20 protein-coding genes and 1 tRNA gene are annotated in these 18,842 nt (G+C 29.9%); 3 read left to right on the plus strand and 18 right to left on the minus strand.

Annotation, left to right across the window (positions count from 1 at the left end; genetic code table 11):
- The 3 genes from FGQ49_RS06200 to FGQ49_RS06210 form a co-directional block, all read right to left on the minus strand.
- Nucleotides 1-600 (minus strand): histidinol-phosphatase HisJ family protein (locus FGQ49_RS06200; protein ID WP_138269002.1); only part of this gene is annotated, 600 nt, incomplete at its 3' end.
- 300 nt (nt 601-900) lie between these two features.
- Nucleotides 901-987, minus strand: a tRNA-Leu gene (locus FGQ49_RS06205).
- A gap of 23 nt (nt 988-1,010) precedes the next feature.
- On the minus strand, nt 1,011-1,868 hold the full coding sequence (locus FGQ49_RS06210; protein ID WP_138269003.1) for a DMT family transporter: 858 nt from the start codon (nt 1,866-1,868) through the stop codon (nt 1,011-1,013).
- Between the two features lie 136 nt (nt 1,869-2,004).
- Between FGQ49_RS06210 and FGQ49_RS06215 the strand changes: the two genes are divergently transcribed.
- Together FGQ49_RS06215 and FGQ49_RS06220 are read left to right on the plus strand one after the other, a co-directional pair.
- Nucleotides 2,005-3,027: a bifunctional glycosyltransferase family 2/GtrA family protein gene (locus tag FGQ49_RS06215; RefSeq protein ID WP_138269004.1), complete on the plus strand. Its 1,023-nt coding sequence runs from the start codon at nt 2,005-2,007 to the stop codon at nt 3,025-3,027.
- Between the two features lie 51 nt (nt 3,028-3,078).
- Nucleotides 3,079-3,342: a glutaredoxin domain-containing protein gene (locus FGQ49_RS06220; protein ID WP_138269005.1), complete on the plus strand. Its 264-nt coding sequence runs from the start codon at nt 3,079-3,081 to the stop codon at nt 3,340-3,342.
- 35 nt (nt 3,343-3,377) lie between these two features.
- On the opposite strand, the gene FGQ49_RS06225 is transcribed toward FGQ49_RS06220, so the two are convergent.
- From FGQ49_RS06225 to FGQ49_RS06275, 11 genes are all read right to left on the minus strand, one after another.
- Entirely contained in the window at nt 3,378-4,322 is a 945-nt protein-coding gene (locus tag FGQ49_RS06225) for an L-lactate dehydrogenase (protein ID WP_138269006.1), read from the minus strand.
- Between the two features lie 111 nt (nt 4,323-4,433).
- Nucleotides 4,434-5,156: a deoxyribose-phosphate aldolase gene (gene deoC, locus FGQ49_RS06230; protein ID WP_138269007.1), complete on the minus strand. Its 723-nt coding sequence runs from the start codon at nt 5,154-5,156 to the stop codon at nt 4,434-4,436.
- A gap of 16 nt (nt 5,157-5,172) precedes the next feature.
- The gene (locus FGQ49_RS06235) at nt 5,173-6,123 is read right to left on the minus strand and encodes a PHP domain-containing protein (RefSeq protein ID WP_138269008.1); all 951 of its coding nucleotides are present in this window, start codon (nt 6,121-6,123) and stop codon (nt 5,173-5,175) included.
- The gene (locus tag FGQ49_RS06240; protein WP_138269009.1) at nt 6,116-6,982 is read right to left on the minus strand and encodes a class II fructose-bisphosphate aldolase; all 867 of its coding nucleotides are present in this window, start codon (nt 6,980-6,982) and stop codon (nt 6,116-6,118) included. Before FGQ49_RS06240 ends, FGQ49_RS06235 begins: the two co-directional genes overlap by 8 nt.
- A 303-nt stretch (nt 6,983-7,285) precedes the next feature.
- The gene (locus tag FGQ49_RS06245; RefSeq protein WP_138269010.1) at nt 7,286-7,462 is read right to left on the minus strand and encodes an alpha/beta-type small acid-soluble spore protein; all 177 of its coding nucleotides are present in this window, start codon (nt 7,460-7,462) and stop codon (nt 7,286-7,288) included.
- An 81-nt stretch (nt 7,463-7,543) separates the two neighbouring features.
- Complete coding sequence (locus FGQ49_RS06250) at nt 7,544-8,029, minus strand: MerR family transcriptional regulator (RefSeq protein WP_138269011.1); 486 nt, start codon at nt 8,027-8,029, stop codon at nt 7,544-7,546.
- Nucleotides 8,030-8,116: 87 nt separating this feature from the next.
- Nucleotides 8,117-9,271 (minus strand): tRNA uracil 4-sulfurtransferase ThiI, encoded by a 1,155-nt coding sequence (thiI, locus tag FGQ49_RS06255; protein ID WP_138269012.1) that lies wholly within the window; start codon nt 9,269-9,271, stop codon nt 8,117-8,119.
- Nucleotides 9,272-9,278: 7 nt separating this feature from the next.
- Nucleotides 9,279-10,448 carry a cysteine desulfurase family protein gene (locus FGQ49_RS06260; protein ID WP_138269013.1) on the minus strand — a complete coding sequence of 390 codons (1,170 nt, stop codon included), beginning with the start codon at nt 10,446-10,448 and terminating at the stop codon, nt 9,279-9,281.
- Entirely contained in the window at nt 10,449-11,510 is a 1,062-nt protein-coding gene (locus tag FGQ49_RS06265; RefSeq protein ID WP_138269014.1) for an alanine/ornithine racemase family PLP-dependent enzyme, read from the minus strand.
- A 13-nt stretch (nt 11,511-11,523) separates the two neighbouring features.
- A complete protein-coding gene (locus FGQ49_RS06270) occupies nt 11,524-12,876 on the minus strand; it encodes a PFL family protein (RefSeq protein WP_207669794.1) in 1,353 nt (450 codons plus the stop codon).
- A 17-nt stretch (nt 12,877-12,893) separates the two neighbouring features.
- The gene (locus tag FGQ49_RS06275) at nt 12,894-13,163 is read right to left on the minus strand and encodes an ACT domain-containing protein (RefSeq protein WP_138269015.1); all 270 of its coding nucleotides are present in this window, start codon (nt 13,161-13,163) and stop codon (nt 12,894-12,896) included.
- Nucleotides 13,164-13,274: 111 nt separating this feature from the next.
- Here FGQ49_RS06275 and FGQ49_RS06280 point away from each other — a divergent pair, with 111 nt between their 5' ends.
- A complete protein-coding gene (locus tag FGQ49_RS06280; protein WP_138269016.1) occupies nt 13,275-13,943 on the plus strand; it encodes an MBL fold metallo-hydrolase in 669 nt (222 codons plus the stop codon).
- A gap of 153 nt (nt 13,944-14,096) precedes the next feature.
- Here the strand turns inward: FGQ49_RS06280 and FGQ49_RS06285 are convergent, their stop codons facing one another.
- The 4 genes from FGQ49_RS06285 to recN all read right to left on the minus strand — a co-directional run bounded on the left by FGQ49_RS06285 (nt 14,097) and on the right by recN (nt 18,841).
- Entirely contained in the window at nt 14,097-14,816 is a 720-nt protein-coding gene (locus FGQ49_RS06285; protein WP_138269017.1) for a GntR family transcriptional regulator, read from the minus strand.
- Between the two features lie 120 nt (nt 14,817-14,936).
- On the minus strand, nt 14,937-15,710 hold the full coding sequence (gene spo0A / locus FGQ49_RS06290; protein ID WP_138269018.1) for a sporulation transcription factor Spo0A: 774 nt from the start codon (nt 15,708-15,710) through the stop codon (nt 14,937-14,939).
- 81 nt (nt 15,711-15,791) lie between these two features.
- The gene (spoIVB, locus tag FGQ49_RS06295) at nt 15,792-17,069 is read right to left on the minus strand and encodes a SpoIVB peptidase (RefSeq protein ID WP_138269019.1); all 1,278 of its coding nucleotides are present in this window, start codon (nt 17,067-17,069) and stop codon (nt 15,792-15,794) included.
- A 74-nt stretch (nt 17,070-17,143) separates the two neighbouring features.
- On the minus strand, nt 17,144-18,841 hold the full coding sequence (gene recN, locus FGQ49_RS06300) for a DNA repair protein RecN (protein WP_138269020.1): 1,698 nt from the start codon (nt 18,839-18,841) through the stop codon (nt 17,144-17,146).
- Nucleotide 18,842 lies beyond the last annotated feature (1 nt).

The raw sequence follows: 18,842 nt of genomic DNA on the forward strand, positions 1-18,842 counted from the left end.
ACCTAAGTTATATCTAAGCCCTGAAGTATTAACTTCTATTCCTTTATCTTTTCTTATTAGTAATAGTAATATTTCATCTAATACTTCACTAAATTCTTCATATTCTATTTTCTTTTTAGAATATCCCCCATATCTTACTACATAATCAATATGACCATAAACATCAAACTCATTATATAATTTTATATTTTCAAGAACTTCTTCAAAATATTTTAAATAAGCTTCTTTTCTGGATAAACCACTAAAAAAACTTTTATCCATTGCCATATCTTTTTTACAAGTAATATGAGATGAGCCTATAACAAAATCAAAAGGATATTGCTTTACCATTGTTTCAACTTTATCTACAATATCTGGCTGTAATCCTATTTCAATGCCAAAATTTGTTTTTAATATAGAATCATCTTTATATTTTAAATATTCTTTTCTATATTCTGACACATCTAACATTTTTAATTTTGTATCTAAACCTGTATAATCATCCCAATGTTCAGTGAAAGTTATTTCATCAACATTTTTTTCTTTAGAAGTTTCGATGTACTCTTTGAATGTAGATATTCCATCATGAGACAGATTAGTATGCACATGACAATCTTTCATATAATAAGCTCTCCTTTAAAATATTTATTAAACTTATATCCTAAATATAAAGCTACAAAATAATATCATATTATCAAATTATTTAAAATATCAAACTTTAATGTTTATATAAATTTTATTATTCAAATAATTTTGCATTGAAAATTTTTAAGTTGAAAAGAATATTTATAAACACAAAATAATTTACTGAAATATTAAAAATAAGTTTAATTAAATACCGCACTTTGAAATATTTGAATAAATATTTATAAAATAAAAAAACTGTAAAACCATTTAGGCTTTACAGTAATATATCTAAGCTGGTGCCGATGGTGGGATTCGAACCCACACGATATTGCTATCGACGGATTTTGAGTCCGTTGCGTCTGCCAATTTCACCACATCGGCAAAATACCTTATGTATTATATCATCATTGACCTTGATTTTCAAGTCCTGAATTATCATTTTTGCCATTTAAAATATTATACATAACCGCTATTAAAACAAGTGCACCACCTATAAAAGTCGTTATACTTGGGATTTCCCCTATTACAAGAGCAACCCAAATTGGATTTAATATTGCTTCTAACATTGAAATTAAGGAAGCATCTACGCTTTCCGTTCTTTCTATGCCTTTTGAGAATAAAGCATAAGATACACCCATTTGGAATATACCAAGAATAATTATTCCAAACACCCCTGCCATATCAAGGGTCGGCTGATTATTTTGAAGTAATGTCGGTACTGAAATTAAAAATATTAAACCATTACCTAAAATTGTCGCATCTAAAGTATTTGAATCTTCGTATGAATTAAAAATAAATACTCCTGAATACCCAATGCCTGCAAGAATTGCAAGAATGTTTCCAAGCATTGCTCCTGAACCTACTTTTTCCATAAAGAATATTATTACACCTATAAATGCAAGTATAACCGTAAACACCTGTTTTTTTGTAGGGAAACTTTTAAAGAATATAATTGATAAAATTATAACGAATATAGGAGCCGTGTACTGAAGTATTATTGCATTTGCGGCAGTGGTAAGTTTTGTTGCGTACACAAATAAAATGCCCATTGTAATATATGATATACTGGCGCATATAACGTGTTTATTTATTTTAAAATTCATGCTTCCTTTAATTAAAATTAAAGTAATTGTAGATAAAAACGCTCTAACCCCGCTTATTGCCATTGCATCCCATGGAATGTATTTTATAAGTACACCGTTTAAACTCCATAAAAAAGCAGCCATAACGATATATATTGCCCCGTTTTTTTGATTGTTCATTATAAGCCTCCCTTTTTTTAAATACTAAAATATTATATCAAAATTTTTAGAATAATTATAATTTTTTTTATCATTTATTTTTTTATGTTTTTTTGGTAAAATATAAAAAAGACATATATTAAAAGGTAGGGAATTTATGAAGTACAAAAACATAAATCCTGTTATTCTTATTCCTGCCTACAAACCCGATAAAAAACTTATCGGAGTTGTAAAAGAATTAATTGAACATGATGAGAAAATTCTCATTATAAATGACGGAAGCGGAAAAGAATTTGAGGATATTTTTAAACAAGTCGAGGATTTGGGATGTACAGTTCTTGTTCACGAAGAAAATAAAGGTAAAGGAAGAGCCTTAAAAACGGGATTTGAATATTGTATTAAACATAATTTAAGCGCTGTTACCGCAGATGCAGACGGACAGCATTTACCAAAAGATATTTTGAATATCGAAAAAATACTCGATGAAAATCCCGACAAACTTATTTTGGGCGTTAGACATTTCGACAAAACAACACCTCTTAGAAGTTTATTTGGAAATACAGTAACAAGAAAGATTTTCAAATTTTTAAATAACGGAGATGAAATAGTAGACACACAAACAGGTCTTAGAGGATTTAGTGTTGAAATGCTTAAAAAAATAATAGACATTGAAGGCGAAAGATATGAATTTGAAATGAATATCTTGCTTGAGCTTAAGAATAGACATATTGAGGTTATTCAAGAGCCAATAAGCGTTGTATACATAAACGACAACGAATCTTCTCACTACGATACTTTAAGGGATTCTTTCAGGGTATATAAAAGAATTATAAAATATATTCTATCTTCTACATCTTCGGGAATTTTGGATTATTTAAGTTTTTGCCTATTTACTTTTATCGGTATACCCACAATAACCGCAACATACATTGCAAGGCTTATTTCTTCCCTGTTTAATTATACTTTAAACAGAAAGTTCGTTTTTAAAAATGACGGTCACGTTGGCAAAACAATGTTTAAATACTATGTTTTGGTATTTATTGTTGCAGGACTTAGCGGAATACTTACAAAGGGCGTAAATATGTATCTTGGAATAAACGTATATTTTGCAAAAATTATAGTCGATATGTGTTTGTATATTGTAAGTTACAATGGTCAAAAATATTTTGTTTTTAAATAATATCACATTTTAATTTATGACATAATATAAAACAGAAAGAAGGTATTAAACATGAGTTTTAAAATGTATGGAATGAACAGTTGCATAGATTGTATCAATGCAAAAAAACTTTTAAAAGAAAAAAACATCAATTATGAACTTATTGAAATAACAGAAGATACAACTTCAATGAAAGAATTTTTAAAACTAAGAGATAATCTTAACGAATTTGTAAAGGTAAGACAAAGAAGTACAATAGGAGTTCCTTTCTTCGTTTTTGATGACGGAAAAATGACTTTTGATGTAGATGAAGCAATTGAACACTATAAAAAATAAAGGGTTATCCCCTTTATTTTTTTACAAAAGATTTCTTACAATTTAAGACTTTCTAAAACATCTTTAAGTTTAGATGCAGAATTAAATAAATTTTCCTCTTCCCTTTTGCTTAGAGGAATTTCCAAAACTTTATCAATCCCTTTCATACAAACTATACTTGGAATACTTATACATATATCATTTAAACCATACTCACCGTCAATATAGCTTGAAACAGGAAGAATGGAATGTTCATCTTTTACAAGAGCAGTACATATTCTTTTTACTGCCATTGCAATACCATAATAAGTAGCACCTTTTCTTTCAATTATCTCATATGCACTGTTTTTTACACCGCTAAATATTTCGTTCATTGCTTGTTCATGATTAAAATGTCCTCTAAGTTCACAGAAGTTATTTATTTTCATTCCTCCTATATCTGAACTATCCCATACAGCAAGCTCGCTGTCTCCATGTTCTCCTATAACAAATGCATGGATACTTTTACTGTCAACATTTAAGTGTCTTCCCAGCATATACTGAAATCTTGCACTATCAAGAACCGTTCCGCTTCCTATTACTCTTTTTTTATCGTATCCGGATAGTTTTAGAGTAACATAAGTTAAAATATCAACGGGATTTGAAACAACAAGAAGTATTCCTTCAAAACTTGTCTTTGTAATATTTGGAATAATGGACTTATATATTTTAAAATTTTTATCTATCAAGTCAAGTCTTGTTTCCCCTTTTTCTTGATTTGCTCCTGCTGTTATAATAACTACATAACAATCCTTTATATCATCATAGTCCCCTTCATAAATATTAATACTTTCACAAAAAGGTATCCCATGACTTAAATCCATAGCCTCTCCCTTTGCTTTTTTTCTGTCTTTATCTATTAAAACTATTTCGGAAAAAATTCCTTCCTGCATTAAGGAAAATGCAATACTTGAACCAACCATGCCAAGACCAATTATAGCTATCTTTTGTTTGTTTAACATAATAACCTCCTTTCTGTTTATCTTTTGCATATAGATAAAAAATATAAAAAAACACGGTAAAAATTTACCGTGTTAAAACTTAAAAAGTTTTTATTGAAAGGATTTTATTATCTAACCTTCATATTTTGGCACAATACCAACTTCCCTCATTAAATCAAGAGCATCTATAATCATTGGAGCATCTTGTGTTCCTATAAGTTCTGCGCCTGCCATTAAGTATGCATAAGCATTTTGAGGTTTTGGAGCTTTTACTCCTGAAACTTTTAATTTTGTATTTGTTCCTTTTAAGCAGTCTCTCATTAATACTGTTTGTTCAAGAGTAGGTCCTGCGTAGTGTCCTGTAGATGATTTAACATAATCAATTCCTGTTTCAGCACAAAGTTCACAGGCTATTTTTATTTCCTCATCAGTAAGCATACAACATTCTATTATCATTTTTGTAAGTACTCCGCCTGCAGCATTAACGTAATCTTTAAATTCTTGTTTTATTTCATCGTATTTTTTATCTTTCATTGCCCCCACGTTCATGCAGTTATCAAGAACGGTAGCTCCCATTTTTACAGCTTCTTCAGCTTCAAAAGCTTTTACGGCACTTGTTTGTTGTCCAAGAGGGAAACCTATTCCAGCGCCTACAAGTAAGTCTGTTCCTTGTAGTTCTTCTGCAACTACTTTTGTCCAGTATGAAGAAGAAAAGCAAAATGCCTTACAATTATATTTAATTGCTTCTCTACATCCCATTCTTACTTTTTCTTCCGTTAAATCTTTTGCAAGGCTCGCATAATCAAAAAGCTTACCCACATCTTTTTTGGTTAGTTTACTAAAATCTACTGCCATTTTATTCTCCTTTTGTTTATATAAGTTTTTTTAGTAATTCGTTGTTAATGAAATAATCATAATCAATTCCGCATTCACCTATAAATCTTGGATTCTCAGAATCTTTTTTATGGTCTCCGTGGAAATCAGACCCGCCTGAGATTATTTTTACTTTATCTTTATATGTATTTCTTACTTCGTTTATTATATCTTCTTTTTTCATGTTTCCGGTGTAGCTTGTTTTATCGTAGGTATAACTTGCTTCTATACCGTCTAAACCGTTTTTAATAAGATTTTCTATATATTCGCTTCTTGATACTTCTTTTCCATCTAAAACCACTTTATCGGCTATTAAGTAAGGATGAGCAAGAACTATTATACCGCCTGCATCATGAACTATTTTTATTATATCTACAGGATTTGGTTTTCTTCTTCTGACATTTAATCTTTCATCTTTTTTAGAAAGTTTCTTTGCGTCAGACCATGTTTTTGTATAGCCTTTATCAGCCATTAAGTTAAAAATAAGTTTCTTTTGAAGCTCTTTTTCACTTCTCTGCTGTCCGCCGTAATTTAGAACTTCATCAAGAGATATTTCATATCCACACTCATTTAATCTATTTAAGAAATCCTTATAGCTTTCTATTTTGCTGTTTGCTATATCTTCCATTACTTCCTTAATTTTTTTATCCTCAAAGTCACAGCCATATGCAACCATGTGAACATCATCAACATCAGTATCACATGAAAATTCACAGGCTTTTAATAAATGTACACCTTTATTTTTTGCATATTCTACACTGTCAACTTCTTTTCCGTCTACTTCTACTGTTTTTGGAGGAAGCATATCATGGTCAGAAATAGTTAAAACTTTCATTCCTGATTTTGCTGCCAAATCAATAAGTTCCTTTGGTGTGCAAAGTCCATCCGAACGTGTAGTGTGACAATGCATATCACATAAATAATTAGGTTTAAAATTATAATCACTCATTGTTTACGCTCCCCTTTCTAAGTGTAAAGAAATTGATGTGTTTGTATGCAAGGTCATAAATTTTCTTATATACATAATCGTCCAATGTTAAAGGATTATGTTCATCTCTATGAGTAGAAGAGTATTCATACATACTATCGCAGTAAGCGATTTTTATTGCTGTTGAAATATTTACCTTACTTGCTCTTAAATCAATTAAAGTATTGAACATTTCATCGCTTAAGCCCGTTCCGCCGTGAAGAACCAAAGGTACAGGTGAAATGGAATCAATTTCTTTAAATAAATCGTAGTTTAATCTTATTTCTCCTTTATATACCCCGTGAGCCGTGCCAACTGCAGGAGCAAGGAAATCTACACCGGTTTCTTTTAAGTATTTTTCGCAGTCTTCTTTATTTGCATAAGCAGCATCGTTTGCATGAACTACTATATCATCTTCAACACCTACAATACTTCCTACTTCACCTTCAAGAGTAATATCTCTACCTGCTATATAATCTTTAACAACCAAAGTATCTTCTATGTTCTTTTTAAGCGGTGTTTTAGAACCGTCAAACATAATAGAACTCCAGCCTGCATCTATACATTTTTTCGCATATTCAATGTCTGTGCAGTGATCCAAATGAATGGCAACATCGACCTTTGCCATTTCACATATAGGTCTTAAGAAAGAAATAAATTCTTCAATTCCAAATTGTTTTACTGTTTTTACCGAAGTTTGTAAAATAACAGGTACGTTCAAATCCTCTGCGGCACTCACCACAGCCTTTGCCGTTAAGTAATTTACTATGTTAAACGCTCCTATTGCATAAGAGCCTTCTCTTGCGTCGTTTAACATTTTTTTCATTGATACATAAGCCATATTTACGCCTCCTTATATAATATGTGCTATAACCACATATAACCACTTAATACCAGTATATGTATAAAGCCCCTTTTTGTCAATAGTTTTTAATACATTTAACCTTTTATAAAGAGTATTTTTATAGATATTTTATATAACATATTCATTAAGAAAAGAATTTATTAAAATTACAAATAAATAAAACATGAATTTAATCTTATTAAAAATACATATTTAAAACATATACAAATAATTCACTAAATTAAAAAAGGAAACGGAAAACCGTTTCCTTTTTATATTAATCAAAATGATTAAGTCTTACTATTTCATAGAGTTTTCGTAAGATTCAACCATTCTTTTAACCATTTCACCACCGATTGAACCGGCTTCTTTGCTAGTTAAGTTACCATTATATCCTTCTTTAAGGTTAATGCTAAGTTCACTGGCAACTTGTTTTTTAAATTGGTCTAAGCCTTTTTTAGCTTCTTTTTTAGTCATTTTTTTTCACCTCCATTTATAAGTGTTATACTTATATTATGGACGTAATATTTTAAAATACACTGGTAAGTTATTCCTTGTTTATTCAAATTTAAAAAGGCTTCTTTTTCTTGAATTTTTTAATGTATTATATTTTTCTTTTAAAATTGAATTTTCGTAAGTCTTTTCTTTTAATTTCATTTTAAGCCTTGCATTTTCTGCAATAAGTTCATCTCTTTGTTTAAAGTTATCCTGTTTTTTTAATTCTTCTATTTCTTCTCTTAGAGAATTTATCGTCTTTATAAGGCAGGTTATGTTATTTTCTTCTTCTTTCGGTTTTTCTTCTTCAATCTCTTCAAAAATAATTTTATTTTTGCTTTCCGATAAAGTTTCTTTAATTTCTTTGTTTTTCTTTCCCTCGTCTTTAAGAGATTCTATGTAACGGAAAATATCTATTTCCCTTGTTGTATAATATCTTCTGTTGTTTGAACTTCTTGGAATTTCAAGACCGAACTCATCTTCATAAAATCTTAGTAAATAAGGCTTACAATTTAAAATATTTGATGCTTGTGTAATAGTATATTTCAAAACTTAACTCCTTAAACGGTTTTTATATATATTACTCCAAATAATTTAAAAAATAAGCCTTAATTTGTCGTTTATTCAGTTTTATTTTTATAATTTAATAATTTCAATATTTTCTACTGCTTCATCTATCAAATCATCAATATCAAGTTTTGCTTCTTCTTCCAAAACTCTCTCAAGTTTAGGTTTAATTATAGGATGTTTTGGAACGAATATTGTACAACAGTCTTCATATGGTCTTATTGAAATATCATAAGCACCGATTTTTCTTGATATATCCACTATTTCAGTTTTATCAAAAGCAATTAATGGTCTTAAAATAGGTAAGTCTGAGCAAGCATTTGTACAAGAAATTCCTTCAATAGTTTGAGATGCAACTTGTCCAAGGCTTTCACCTGTTATAAGAGCTTTTAAATCGAATTTATCTTTTAATCTGTTAGCAATTTTAATCATATATCTTCTAAGAATTACGGTTAAATATTCGCCTTCACAGTTTTTTATAATTGCTTCTTGAATTTTTGTAAGAGAAACATTTACAAGAGTTATACCCATGTTATAATCGCTTAAAACTTCTGCAAGATCTTTAACCTTTTCTTTTGCGTCCATGCTTGTAAATGGATAGCTGTGAAAATGAAGTCCTACAACTTTCATACCTCTTTTATTCATTAAGTATCCTGCAACAGGAGAATCAAGTCCACCTGATAAAAGAAGTCCGCCTACTCCGCTGCTGTTTACAGGAAGTCCAGCATTACATCTTATATCTCCTGCATAAACATATGCATTTTCTCTTATTTCAACTTTTAAAATTGTATCAGGATTTTTTACGTCAACCTTTAAATCATCTGTATTGATAAGTACATAAGCCCCTACATCTTTACTTATTTCAGGAGATTTCATAGGGAATTTTTTATCGCTTCTTTTTGTTTCTACTTTAAAAGTTTTGTAATTCCCCTCTTTCATTACTTTAAGAGCTACTTCTTTAATTTTGTTCATATCCTTTTCAAGTTCGTAACACTTTGTAAGATATACAATCCCAAATACTTTCTTAAGCCTTTCTATAATGGCCTCTTCATCAGTTTCATTATATCCGCTTACTATAATTCTGCTTTGAATTGTATGCAGTTTAACATTCTCAAATTTTCTTAGAGAAAGTCTAATGTTTTTTTGAAGTAAATCTATAAAGAATTTTCTGTTAAGACCTTTAAGACTTATTTCTCCATATTTTACCATTATTATTTTATTCATATATTTTCTACCTACTCATTTTATTTAAAAGATGTAATCTTTCTAAGTTTTCTTTTAATTTTGTAATAAAAACATCAATTTGTTCTTTTGTATTAAATTCACTAAAACTTATTCTTATAGTTCCGTTTATTAAATCATCATCAACGTCTATTGCCTTTAATATGCTATTTACTGTTGTGTTTCTTGAAGAACAGGCACTTGAAACGGAAACATAAATATTATCTTCTTCAAGCATATGAAGAAGTACTTCTCCTTTTATACCTTTAAAACTTACATTTAAAATATGATAAGAAATATCGGCTTTTTCATAAGGAGTATTAATATGATAATCTTTAATCTCAGAAGATAGTTTACTTACCGTATATAAAAACAAATCCTTAAAAATCTTTTTATTTTCTTCAAAGTTTTTCTTTGTAATTTTAACTGCTTCGTCTAAGCCTGCAATTAAAGGAGTGTTTATTGTTCCGCTTCTGTAACTTTCCTGTTGTCCGCCTCCGTGAAGAAGTGGAAGAAGAGTTATATTTTCCTTTAATACTAAAGCTCCTATTCCCTTTGGACCATGGAATTTATGAGCACTTAAGGAAATCATATCAGCATCTTTTAGTTTTAAATCAACTTTTCCAACAGCTTGAGTTGCGTCTATGTGAACAAGAACATTTTCGTTTTTTTCTTTTACTTTTTTTATTATTTTTTCAACATCCTGAACAACGCCAAATTCGTTGTTTACATAAATTATGCTTATAAGTTTTGTATTCTTATCAATACTGTTTACTAATTCTTCTAAATTTATTACACCATTTTTATCAACTGGAACATATTTTGTTTTTACATTCAAATCTTCATAATAATGAAATACATTTGTAACACAAGGATGTTCGATATTGGTTGTAATAATATTGATGTTTTCGGGATGTTTGATTTTTCCTATTGTTCCTTTAATGGCCATATTTACACTTTCCGTTGCACCGGATGTAAAAATGACTCTTCTATTTTCTTTTATGTTTAAAAAATCAAGTAAGTTATCTTTTGTTTCTTTTAATATTTTACCGGCTTCAAACCCTTTTTTATGAACGGCTGATGCATTTGCATAGTCATATAAAAGATATTTTTCTATTTTTTTTGCCGCTTCTTTATAACACATGGTTGTGGCGGCGTTATCCAAATATATTTCTTCCATTTAGTCTATAAACTCCTTAACAACATATTTTGAAGTAAAGGCTCTAAGTGTAGCGGTATAATACATAAAAAGTTCAAATGTATCACCGATTTTATAATCATTTTTACTGTCTGTGATATCTATAATTAAATGATCGCTGCTTCCTCCAAGGATTTTTGTATTTGTATCAAGAGGAAACATATCAAGGTCTATATCCTGTTTTCCTACAGATAAAATCGCTCTTTTTCTTATACCTTCATCAACAAATTCAGGTTTTGAATTTAAGGCTGAAAAACCTCTTTTGCCTATTGGAATTGAAGGTTTATTTTTTATTTCTATTATCTCGGCTTTTAATATGAAAGCGTCTTTTATCATACCGTCAATATGGCTTCTGTAAGTACAGTCTCTACCAAAATAAATAGTATCACCGACTCTTATATTGGTTATTCCTTCAATAGGGTTATCTTCTCTAAATAAAGTATAGCTTGTTGAATTTCCGCCTGAAACCACTTCAAGCTTTTGGTTTAACTCACTTTCAAGAAGTTTGTTTACATTCACAAGATGAGTTAGATTTTTTTCATCAGGCAAAACTCCCCCGTAACAGGTTAAGTTTGTAGCTATACCCTTTATATTAATATTGGAAAGATTTTTCATTTTTTTAGCATTTTCAACGATGTCTTTTTCTTCAAAATATCCTTCCCTTAAATCGCCCACATCAAACATTAATAATATATCGTGAGTTTTGTTTTGATATTTTGCAGCCTCGTTTAATGCTTTTACCGTATCATATTCACTGTTTAAGGATACATCGCTGTATTTTACGACTTCATCTGCCATTGAAATGCTTGGAAGTCTTATAAGCCATTTTTCAGCATCTAAATCCTTAATATTTTCAAGATTTTCTATTCTTGAATCCCCAAACTTCTTTATTCCTGCTTCCATTAATGTTTTAACTATTCTTTCATTGCAGGAATGAAGTTTCGTAACAGCTGTTACATCTACACCGTATTTTCCAAGAGTTTCTTTAACGGTTATTGCATTATCATGTATTTTGTTTAAATTAATCTTTAATGTAGGTCTCATACTTTTCCCTTCTTTAGTTTTTGAATGAATGTACAGGAGATGGAATTCTTCCCCCTCTTTGAATGAAATCAGAACTGCTGAAGCTGTTTACTTCCATAATAGGTGCACTTCCGAAAAGTCCGCCCCAGTCAACTTTATCGCCGACTTTCTTACCATATACAGGAACTACTCTAACAGCAGTTGTTTTATTGTTTATTACACCAATTGCAGCTTCATCGGCAATCATAGCTGAAATTGTATCTTCAGGTGTTTCCCATGGAATTGCAATCATGTCAAGTCCAACAGAGCAAACGCTTGTCATTGCTTCAAGTTTATCAAAATGTAAGCAGCCGTCTTCAACTGCAGCAATCATTCTGTTGTCCTCACTTACAGGAATAAAAGCTCCGCTTAATCCTCCAACGTGACTTGATGCCATGATACCGCCTTTTTTAACTGCGTCTGTAAGCATTGCAAGAGCAGCTGTACTTCCGTGAGCACCGCATCTTTCAAGTCCCATTACTTCAAGAATTTCAGCAACACTGTCTCCTATTGCAGGTGTTGGAGCAAGAGACAAGTCTAAAATTCCGAAAGGAACATCAAGTCTTCTGCTTACTTCGTGTCCTATTAAAGAACCGGCTCTTGTTATTTTAAATGCTGTTCTTTTTATTGTTTCAGCAATTTCGTCAACTGTTGCACCTTTCATTCCTTCAAGTGCAGTTTTAACAACACCAGGACCGCTTACACCGACGTTTATAACTTTTTCAGCTTCTCCTACACCATGAAAAGCTCCTGCCATAAATGGATTATCTTCAACGGCATTTGCAAATACTACAAATTTTGCACAACCGAATGAGTTATTATCCTTTGTCATGTATGCAGTCTTTTTAATTATAGGACCCATTTTCTTAACAGCATTAAAGTTTATTCCTGATTTTGTACTTCCAAGGTTTACACTTGAACACATATTTGTTGTTTCTGTTAGGGCATATGGAATTGATTCAAGGAATGAAACATCGCTTGTTGTACATCCTTTTTGAACAAGAGCAGAATACCCGCCGATAATATCAACGCCAACTTCTTTAGCGGCATTGTCAAGTGCTTTTGCATACTCAACCCACTCTTCAACGCTGTTTGCACAAGCAAGAGCTATTGGAGTTACGGAAATTCTTTTGTTTACAATTGGAATACCATATTCATCGGCAACAGTATCCGCAGTTTTTACCAAGTCTTTTGCAATTGTTGTTATTTTATCGTAAATTTTATTTGTTGCAACTTTATAATTTCTGTCAAAACAATCAAGCAAAGAAATACCAAGAGTAGTTGTTCTGATATCCAAATTTTCGGTATCAAGCATCTTGATTGTATCCATTACATCTTTTTTTTGTATAATCATTGTTTTACTCCTTAAATTTTATGCATTGTATCAAATATTTCTTCTTTTTGAATTCTTATTGATAAACCAATTTCTTCAGATAATTTATCAAGTTCTTCCTTAATTGTTTTAAAAGAAGCTTTATTTTCGTTTATTTTAACAAGCATTAACATTGTAAAATAATCTTGCATAACTGTTTGAGAAATATCTTCAATGTTTACATCATAGTCGTTTAATACTTTTGAAACATTATAAATAATCCCTGTTTTATCTTTCCCGATTACTGTGATAATTGCTTTCATATCTTCCTCCGATTTAATAAAAATATTTTTAAACTTAAATTATATATTATCATATTTACCTTTATAATTAAACCCTTGTTTGATATAATTTGGTGAAGCGGAGGTTAAAAAATGAAAGTAAAATATTTATATAACAGCGGATTTTTAATTGAACTTGATGATTATATTTTTGTAATTGATTCCATGAACAAATTAAAAATTGAAAGTAAAGATAAAAAAGTAATTTGCTTTGCCACTCATTCCCATATGGATCACTTTAACGATTTTATTCTAAAAGAAGGATTATGTGTTTTAAGCGATGATATAAAAGTAAGGGAAAAAGATAATATTATATTTATAAAGCCTTATGATGAAATTGAAACAAATGGAATAAAAATAAAAACATTTGGTTCAACAGACCTTGGGGTAAGTTTTTTAATAAAAGCAGAAGGAAAAATATTCTTCCACAGCGGAGATTTAAACTGGTGGCACTGGGAAAATGATGATAAAAAAACACAGGAAAAAGAAGCTAAAGACTATCAAGATGAAATAATGAAGTTAAAAGAATATTTACAAAATGAATTTATTGATTATGCATTTATTCCGGTGGACAGAAGATTAAATGAAAACTCAACACTTGCCATTGACTTTTTCTTAAAAGAAATTAAAACAAAAGATGTTTTCCCTATGCATTTTAGAGAAGATTTAAGATATATTGAGGATTTAAAAGAAATAGAAGAAAAATATAAAAATGTAAATATTCATGAAATCACAAAAGAAAATCAAGAATTTATATTTTAAAACTATATATAATATTTTGATTAATATTAATAAATTAAATAATAAAATATGTAATATTAACATTAATTTTTAAATAATTATGTAATACTATTTAATATAATATAATAAAAAAAATATTAGTTAAACAAAAAAAGAAACGCAATGCGTTTCTTTTTATTTTTCTCTACCAACCATTTCTATTTCAAGTTCATATTTACTTCCAACGATTTTTGAATGGTCTATACATATAGGTTTTTGTCCCATATAACATGTTCTTTTAAGTTCGATTAAAGCTGTTCCAACCGCAACATCAAGCATTTGACTTTCTTCAAAAGTTGCGTTCTTTGCAGAAATTAATTCTGTTGCAGAATCGAAGTTTATTCCATATTCCCTTTCAAGGAATGCATATAAAGATGTAATTTCATCTTGCTTTTTAATGATATCCGGAACATCTTCTTTTCTTAAATAATTTTTTACTATTGCTATTGGAATATTGTTTGCAAGCTGTATTCTTTGAATTCTTATTATTACAGTTCCGTTTTCTATGCCAAGTTTTTCACTTATAAAATCATCCGCAGCAACGGAATCTATAAATATATTTTTAGGTTTAACTTCATAACCTTTATGTCGTAATGTTTCAGAAACAGACGTTACATGATTTAAACTTTGCATTGTTTTATTGTCTGTTACAACCGTTCCTTTACCTTGTTGAGCTTTTAAAAATCCTTCTCTTGAAAGTAGGTCAACAGCTTTTCTTACGGTAGTTCTGCTTACACCAAACATCTTTTCTATTTCAGGTTCCGGAGGTATTAAGTCTCCCGGCTTATAATATCCGTTTTCTATTTTTTCTTTAAAATATTTGTAAAGTTTGCTGTATTGATATACTTTTTCCATATTTCATACCTCCTATTATCAATATTTTAATATAAAAACGTACTTAAATCAACAAAAAAGATACAAAACATCATTATCACTATGATTTTCATAAAAAAAGACGTGCCTTTTGCACGTCTTTTAAGCATACTGTCCAATGTCAAGTCTCATTTTATCCGCAACCATTGCAATAAATTCCGAATTGGTAGGTTTACCTTTATTTTGGTCTATTGTATAACCAAATATTTTATCTATTGTCTCAACTCTTCCTCTATTCCAAGCAACTTCTATTGCATGTCTTATTGCTCTTTCAACTCTACTTGGTGTTGTACCGTATTTTTCTGCAATCATAGGATATAAAGTTTTTGTTATTCCTCCAAGTAATTCAACATTATCAATAACAAGTTTTATTGCTTCTCTTAAATAAATATATCCTTTTATATGAGCAGGAACACCTACTTCATGAAGTATTGATGTTACCATAACTTGATAATCTTTATCTTTCTTTTCTTTTTCTTCCTTTGCTTCTTCGTTCATATCGGGAGAAAAATATGCATCTATCTCTCTCGTTAATTCATCAAAATTAAAAGGTTTTAAGAAATAATAATCAGCTCCTAAATTTACTGTTTGTCTTGTAAAAGATTCTCCTCCAACAGCTGACATCATAACAACATGAGGGTCGTAGTTACCCATATCACTTTTATTTAATTTTTCAAGTACACCGATACCGTCTAGCATTGGCATTATCGTATCCAAAAGTAAAATATCCGGCTTTTCGTTTTCAACAACATCCAAAAGGTCATTGCCGTTTCCTACCACCCCCACTACATTAAAATTTTCTCTTCCTTCAAAATGGTCTTTTACAGCCAAAGCAAATTTTTCGTTATCATCTGCAATTGCAACTTTATATACCATAATTTTTCCTCCCGATTTAATATTATTTTGTTTTATTTTAATTTCTTTTAAAGATTACTACAATTTTAATGCAAAGTTTGTCTAATTTTGCTCGGTTAACAAATCTTCTAAAAGCCATTCAATATAAATTCCATATCCTTTGGTTGGGTCTGTTACAAATACATGGGTAACAGCTCCGACGATTTTGCCGTTTTGAATTATGGGACTACCACTCATTCCTTGTACAATACCGCCTGTTTTTGAAAGAAGTTCTTTATCGGTAACCTCGATTAACATACTTTTGGTGTTTTTCTTGGTTTGTTTATAGGTCTTTTTAATTTTTATGTCGAAAAGTTTCGGACCTTCATTATCAATAGTAGTTAAAATCTGAGCATCGCCCTCTTTTATTTTATCTTGAAGGGCAATTTCCATTGGAGAAGATGAAGAATTAACTTTCTTTGTAACATCACCGTAAATTCCAAAATCATTATTAAGTTCAATTGAACCGATTATGTCTTTGTTATCTGCTTTTAAAACTCCTCTAAGCTCTCCGGGATTGTTTCTTTTTCCTTTTACAATGCTTATAAGTTCGCTTTCAATCAAATCTCCGTTTTTTACGGGCATTATTATTCCTGTATCAACATCATTTATGCTATGCCCCAAAGCAACGAATCTATTTAACTTATCATTGTAGCAAGTAAGCGTTCCTATCCCTGCAACGCTGTCTCTTACCCATAAGCCTATTTTATATTTATTATCGTCTTTTGCTTTTACAGGTTTTACTGTTACTGTCTGCTCAACATTTTCTCTTTTTATTACAACTTCAATTTCCTTATGGTCGATTTTGTTTAACTGCTCGATAACTTCATCGGCATTATAAACCTTACTATCTCCTATTTCGACTATTATATCCCCTGTTTTTATCCCTGCATCTTTTGCAGGACAAACTTCATTACCGCTAATATCTATAAAGGATTGAAACTGAACGGCAATGGCTCCTTTGGTATTCATACTAACCCCAACAAGCTGTCCTGACGGATAAAGCTTTGTGTTTGGTATAACGTTTATGTTATAGTTATTTATTGGTATGATTCCAAAAAGTTTTGCCTTTAGTTTATATTCGCCCGCCGAAGATGAATAAACTTCTATTTTATTATCTTCAACATCACTTTTTGAAGAAGTTGTCCCATTTACTTTTAAATCTTCGCTTTCATTTTCAATTTTACAGTTTTTTGGCAAATCTAAAGAAACACTGGTTGTCTGAGAGGATAACACAGCAATCTCTTTAGTATTTATATTTAAGTAAGATAGGTAAACTGAAAATATAAAAATTATAGTTAAAAATCCTAAAAGTAATTTTTTTCTTGAAAATATATTCACACTTAGTACCTCGTTTGTTTTTTTGATTTATTGTTCCCAATATTACAAAAAATATAAACGAAGCACAAAAGTGATTATTGATTTTTTAATTTGTCAGCATTTTCAATCATGTCTTTTGCGTACATGATTGCATTTTCACTGGTGTTTTCACCGCTTATTATTCTTACAAGTTCCTCTACTTTTTCTTCCTCATTAAGTTTTGTGAAAGATGTAAATGTCTTATCATCTTTTACTTCTTTTTTAATGAAATAATTCGTATCTGCCATTGAAGCAATTTGAGGAAGATGCGTTATTGCAAGAATTTGGTGGTTTTTTGAAAGTTCCCACATTTGTTTTCCTACGATTAAAGCAGTTTGTCCGCTTATTCCCGTATCTATTTCATCAAATATCAAACAATCAACATTATCATTTTCCGATAAAATTCTCTTAAATGATAACATTACTCTTGAAATTTCACCGCCTGATGCTATTTTATTCAGTGGTTTTAAACTTTCTCCTTTATTTGTTGAAATCATGAAAGCTATATCATCAATTCCTTTTTTAGTATAGTTTTCATTCTTTTCAAGGTCTTTAAATTCACAGGCAAAAACCGTTCCTTTCATTGAAAGAAGCTGAAGATTTTCTGTTATTTTTTTACAAAACTCATCTGCAATTTTTTTTCTTTTATCTCTTAAGGTTTTTGCGTGTTTTAAATATTCTTTTTTCTTTTTATCCACGTCTTTTTTAAGAGAATTTAGAGTATCTTCATAGTTATCTATAAGCTCGATATTATTTTGTAGTTCCTTTTTATATTCTAAAATTTCTTCTATTGTTACTCCATATTTCTTTTTAAGATAATTTATCTTATTTAATTTACTTTCTATATCGTTTAATTCTTCGGGGTTAAATGAAATATTATCTCTGTAATCCCTTAAGAAAAACACTACCTCTTCTATTAATGTATTTGCCTCGTTTAGCATTTCTACATTTTCTTTTACGCTTTCATCATAATCAAGAACCTTTGAAAAAGAATCGTTTGCCAAGGTTAAATTTGATAAAACGTTACTGTCTGATTTATATAAAAGAGAGTATGCACTGTCTATATCTGAATATATATTTTGTGAATTTAGAAGAATTTTTTCTCTTTTTTCAAGCTCTTCATCTTCTCCTATTTCAAGGTCTACTTCATTTATTTCTTCAAATTGTCTTTTAAAATTATCTAAATTATCACTGTTTTCCTTTGATTTTTTTTCAAGTTCAGTAAGTTCTTTTAAAGCCTTTTTATATTCATCATAAGATAAAGAAACCTTGTTTAGATCTTCTTTTATTTTATTTTGTCCATATGAATCAAGAAAACTTAAATGAGTATTTTGGTTTAGGAGTTTTTGATGTTCATGTTGTCCGTGAATATCAATAAGGTGAGTTCCAACTTCTTTTAGAGTTGATACATTAACCAATGTTGAATTGATCTTGCATATATTTCTTCCTTTTAATGAAATCTCTCTTGTTAAAATAAGTGTTTGATCGCTATAGTCAATAGATAAATCATCAAGGACTTCCTTTAATTCATGATTGTTTTCTTCAACAGTAAACAAAGCCTGAATAACGGCTTTATCTTTTCCCGTTCTTATGTTTTCCGTTTTTGCATGTTCCCCAAGAACCAGCGATAAAGCACCAATAATTATGGACTTTCCAGCCCCCGTTTCACCTGTTATTATGTTTAAACCTTCATCAAATTCAATACTTAAATTATCTATAATTGCATAATTGTTTATATTAAGCGATAAAAGCATT

The organism is Anaerofustis stercorihominis (assembly GCF_005844425.1).
GTDB classification, from domain to species: domain Bacteria; phylum Bacillota; class Clostridia; order Eubacteriales; family Anaerofustaceae; genus Anaerofustis; species Anaerofustis butyriciformans.

Excerpts from the sequence above, each read along its gene's own strand:
- FGQ49_RS06275 (WP_138269015.1), bottom strand. The coding sequence starts at position 13,163 with ATGAAAGCAATTATCACAGTAATCGGGAAAGATAAAACAGGGATTATT.
- FGQ49_RS06260 (WP_138269013.1), bottom strand. The coding sequence starts at position 10,448 with ATGGAAGAAATATATTTGGATAACGCCGCCACAACCATGTGTTATAAA.
- spo0A (WP_138269018.1), bottom strand. The coding sequence starts at position 15,710 with ATGGTATATAAAGTTGCAATTGCAGATGATAACGAAAAATTTGCTTTG.
- FGQ49_RS06285 (WP_138269017.1), bottom strand. The coding sequence starts at position 14,816 with ATGGAAAAAGTATATCAATACAGCAAACTTTACAAATATTTTAAAGAA.
- FGQ49_RS06215 (WP_138269004.1), top strand. The coding sequence starts at position 2,005 with ATGAAGTACAAAAACATAAATCCTGTTATTCTTATTCCTGCCTACAAA.
- FGQ49_RS06265 (WP_138269014.1), bottom strand. The coding sequence starts at position 11,510 with ATGAGACCTACATTAAAGATTAATTTAAACAAAATACATGATAATGCA.
- FGQ49_RS06280 (WP_138269016.1), top strand. The coding sequence starts at position 13,275 with ATGAAAGTAAAATATTTATATAACAGCGGATTTTTAATTGAACTTGAT.
- deoC (WP_138269007.1), bottom strand. The coding sequence starts at position 5,156 with ATGGCAGTAGATTTTAGTAAACTAACCAAAAAAGATGTGGGTAAGCTT.
- FGQ49_RS06210 (WP_138269003.1), bottom strand. The coding sequence starts at position 1,868 with ATGAACAATCAAAAAAACGGGGCAATATATATCGTTATGGCTGCTTTT.
- thiI (WP_138269012.1), bottom strand. The coding sequence starts at position 9,271 with ATGAATAAAATAATAATGGTAAAATATGGAGAAATAAGTCTTAAAGGT.
- FGQ49_RS06245 (WP_138269010.1), bottom strand. The coding sequence starts at position 7,462 with ATGACTAAAAAAGAAGCTAAAAAAGGCTTAGACCAATTTAAAAAACAA.
- recN (WP_138269020.1), bottom strand. The coding sequence starts at position 18,841 with ATGCTTTTATCGCTTAATATAAACAATTATGCAATTATAGATAATTTA.
- FGQ49_RS06225 (WP_138269006.1), bottom strand. The coding sequence starts at position 4,322 with ATGTTAAACAAACAAAAGATAGCTATAATTGGTCTTGGCATGGTTGGT.
- FGQ49_RS06235 (WP_138269008.1), bottom strand. The coding sequence starts at position 6,123 with ATGAGTGATTATAATTTTAAACCTAATTATTTATGTGATATGCATTGT.
- FGQ49_RS06240 (WP_138269009.1), bottom strand. The coding sequence starts at position 6,982 with ATGGCTTATGTATCAATGAAAAAAATGTTAAACGACGCAAGAGAAGGC.
- FGQ49_RS06220 (WP_138269005.1), top strand. The coding sequence starts at position 3,079 with ATGAGTTTTAAAATGTATGGAATGAACAGTTGCATAGATTGTATCAAT.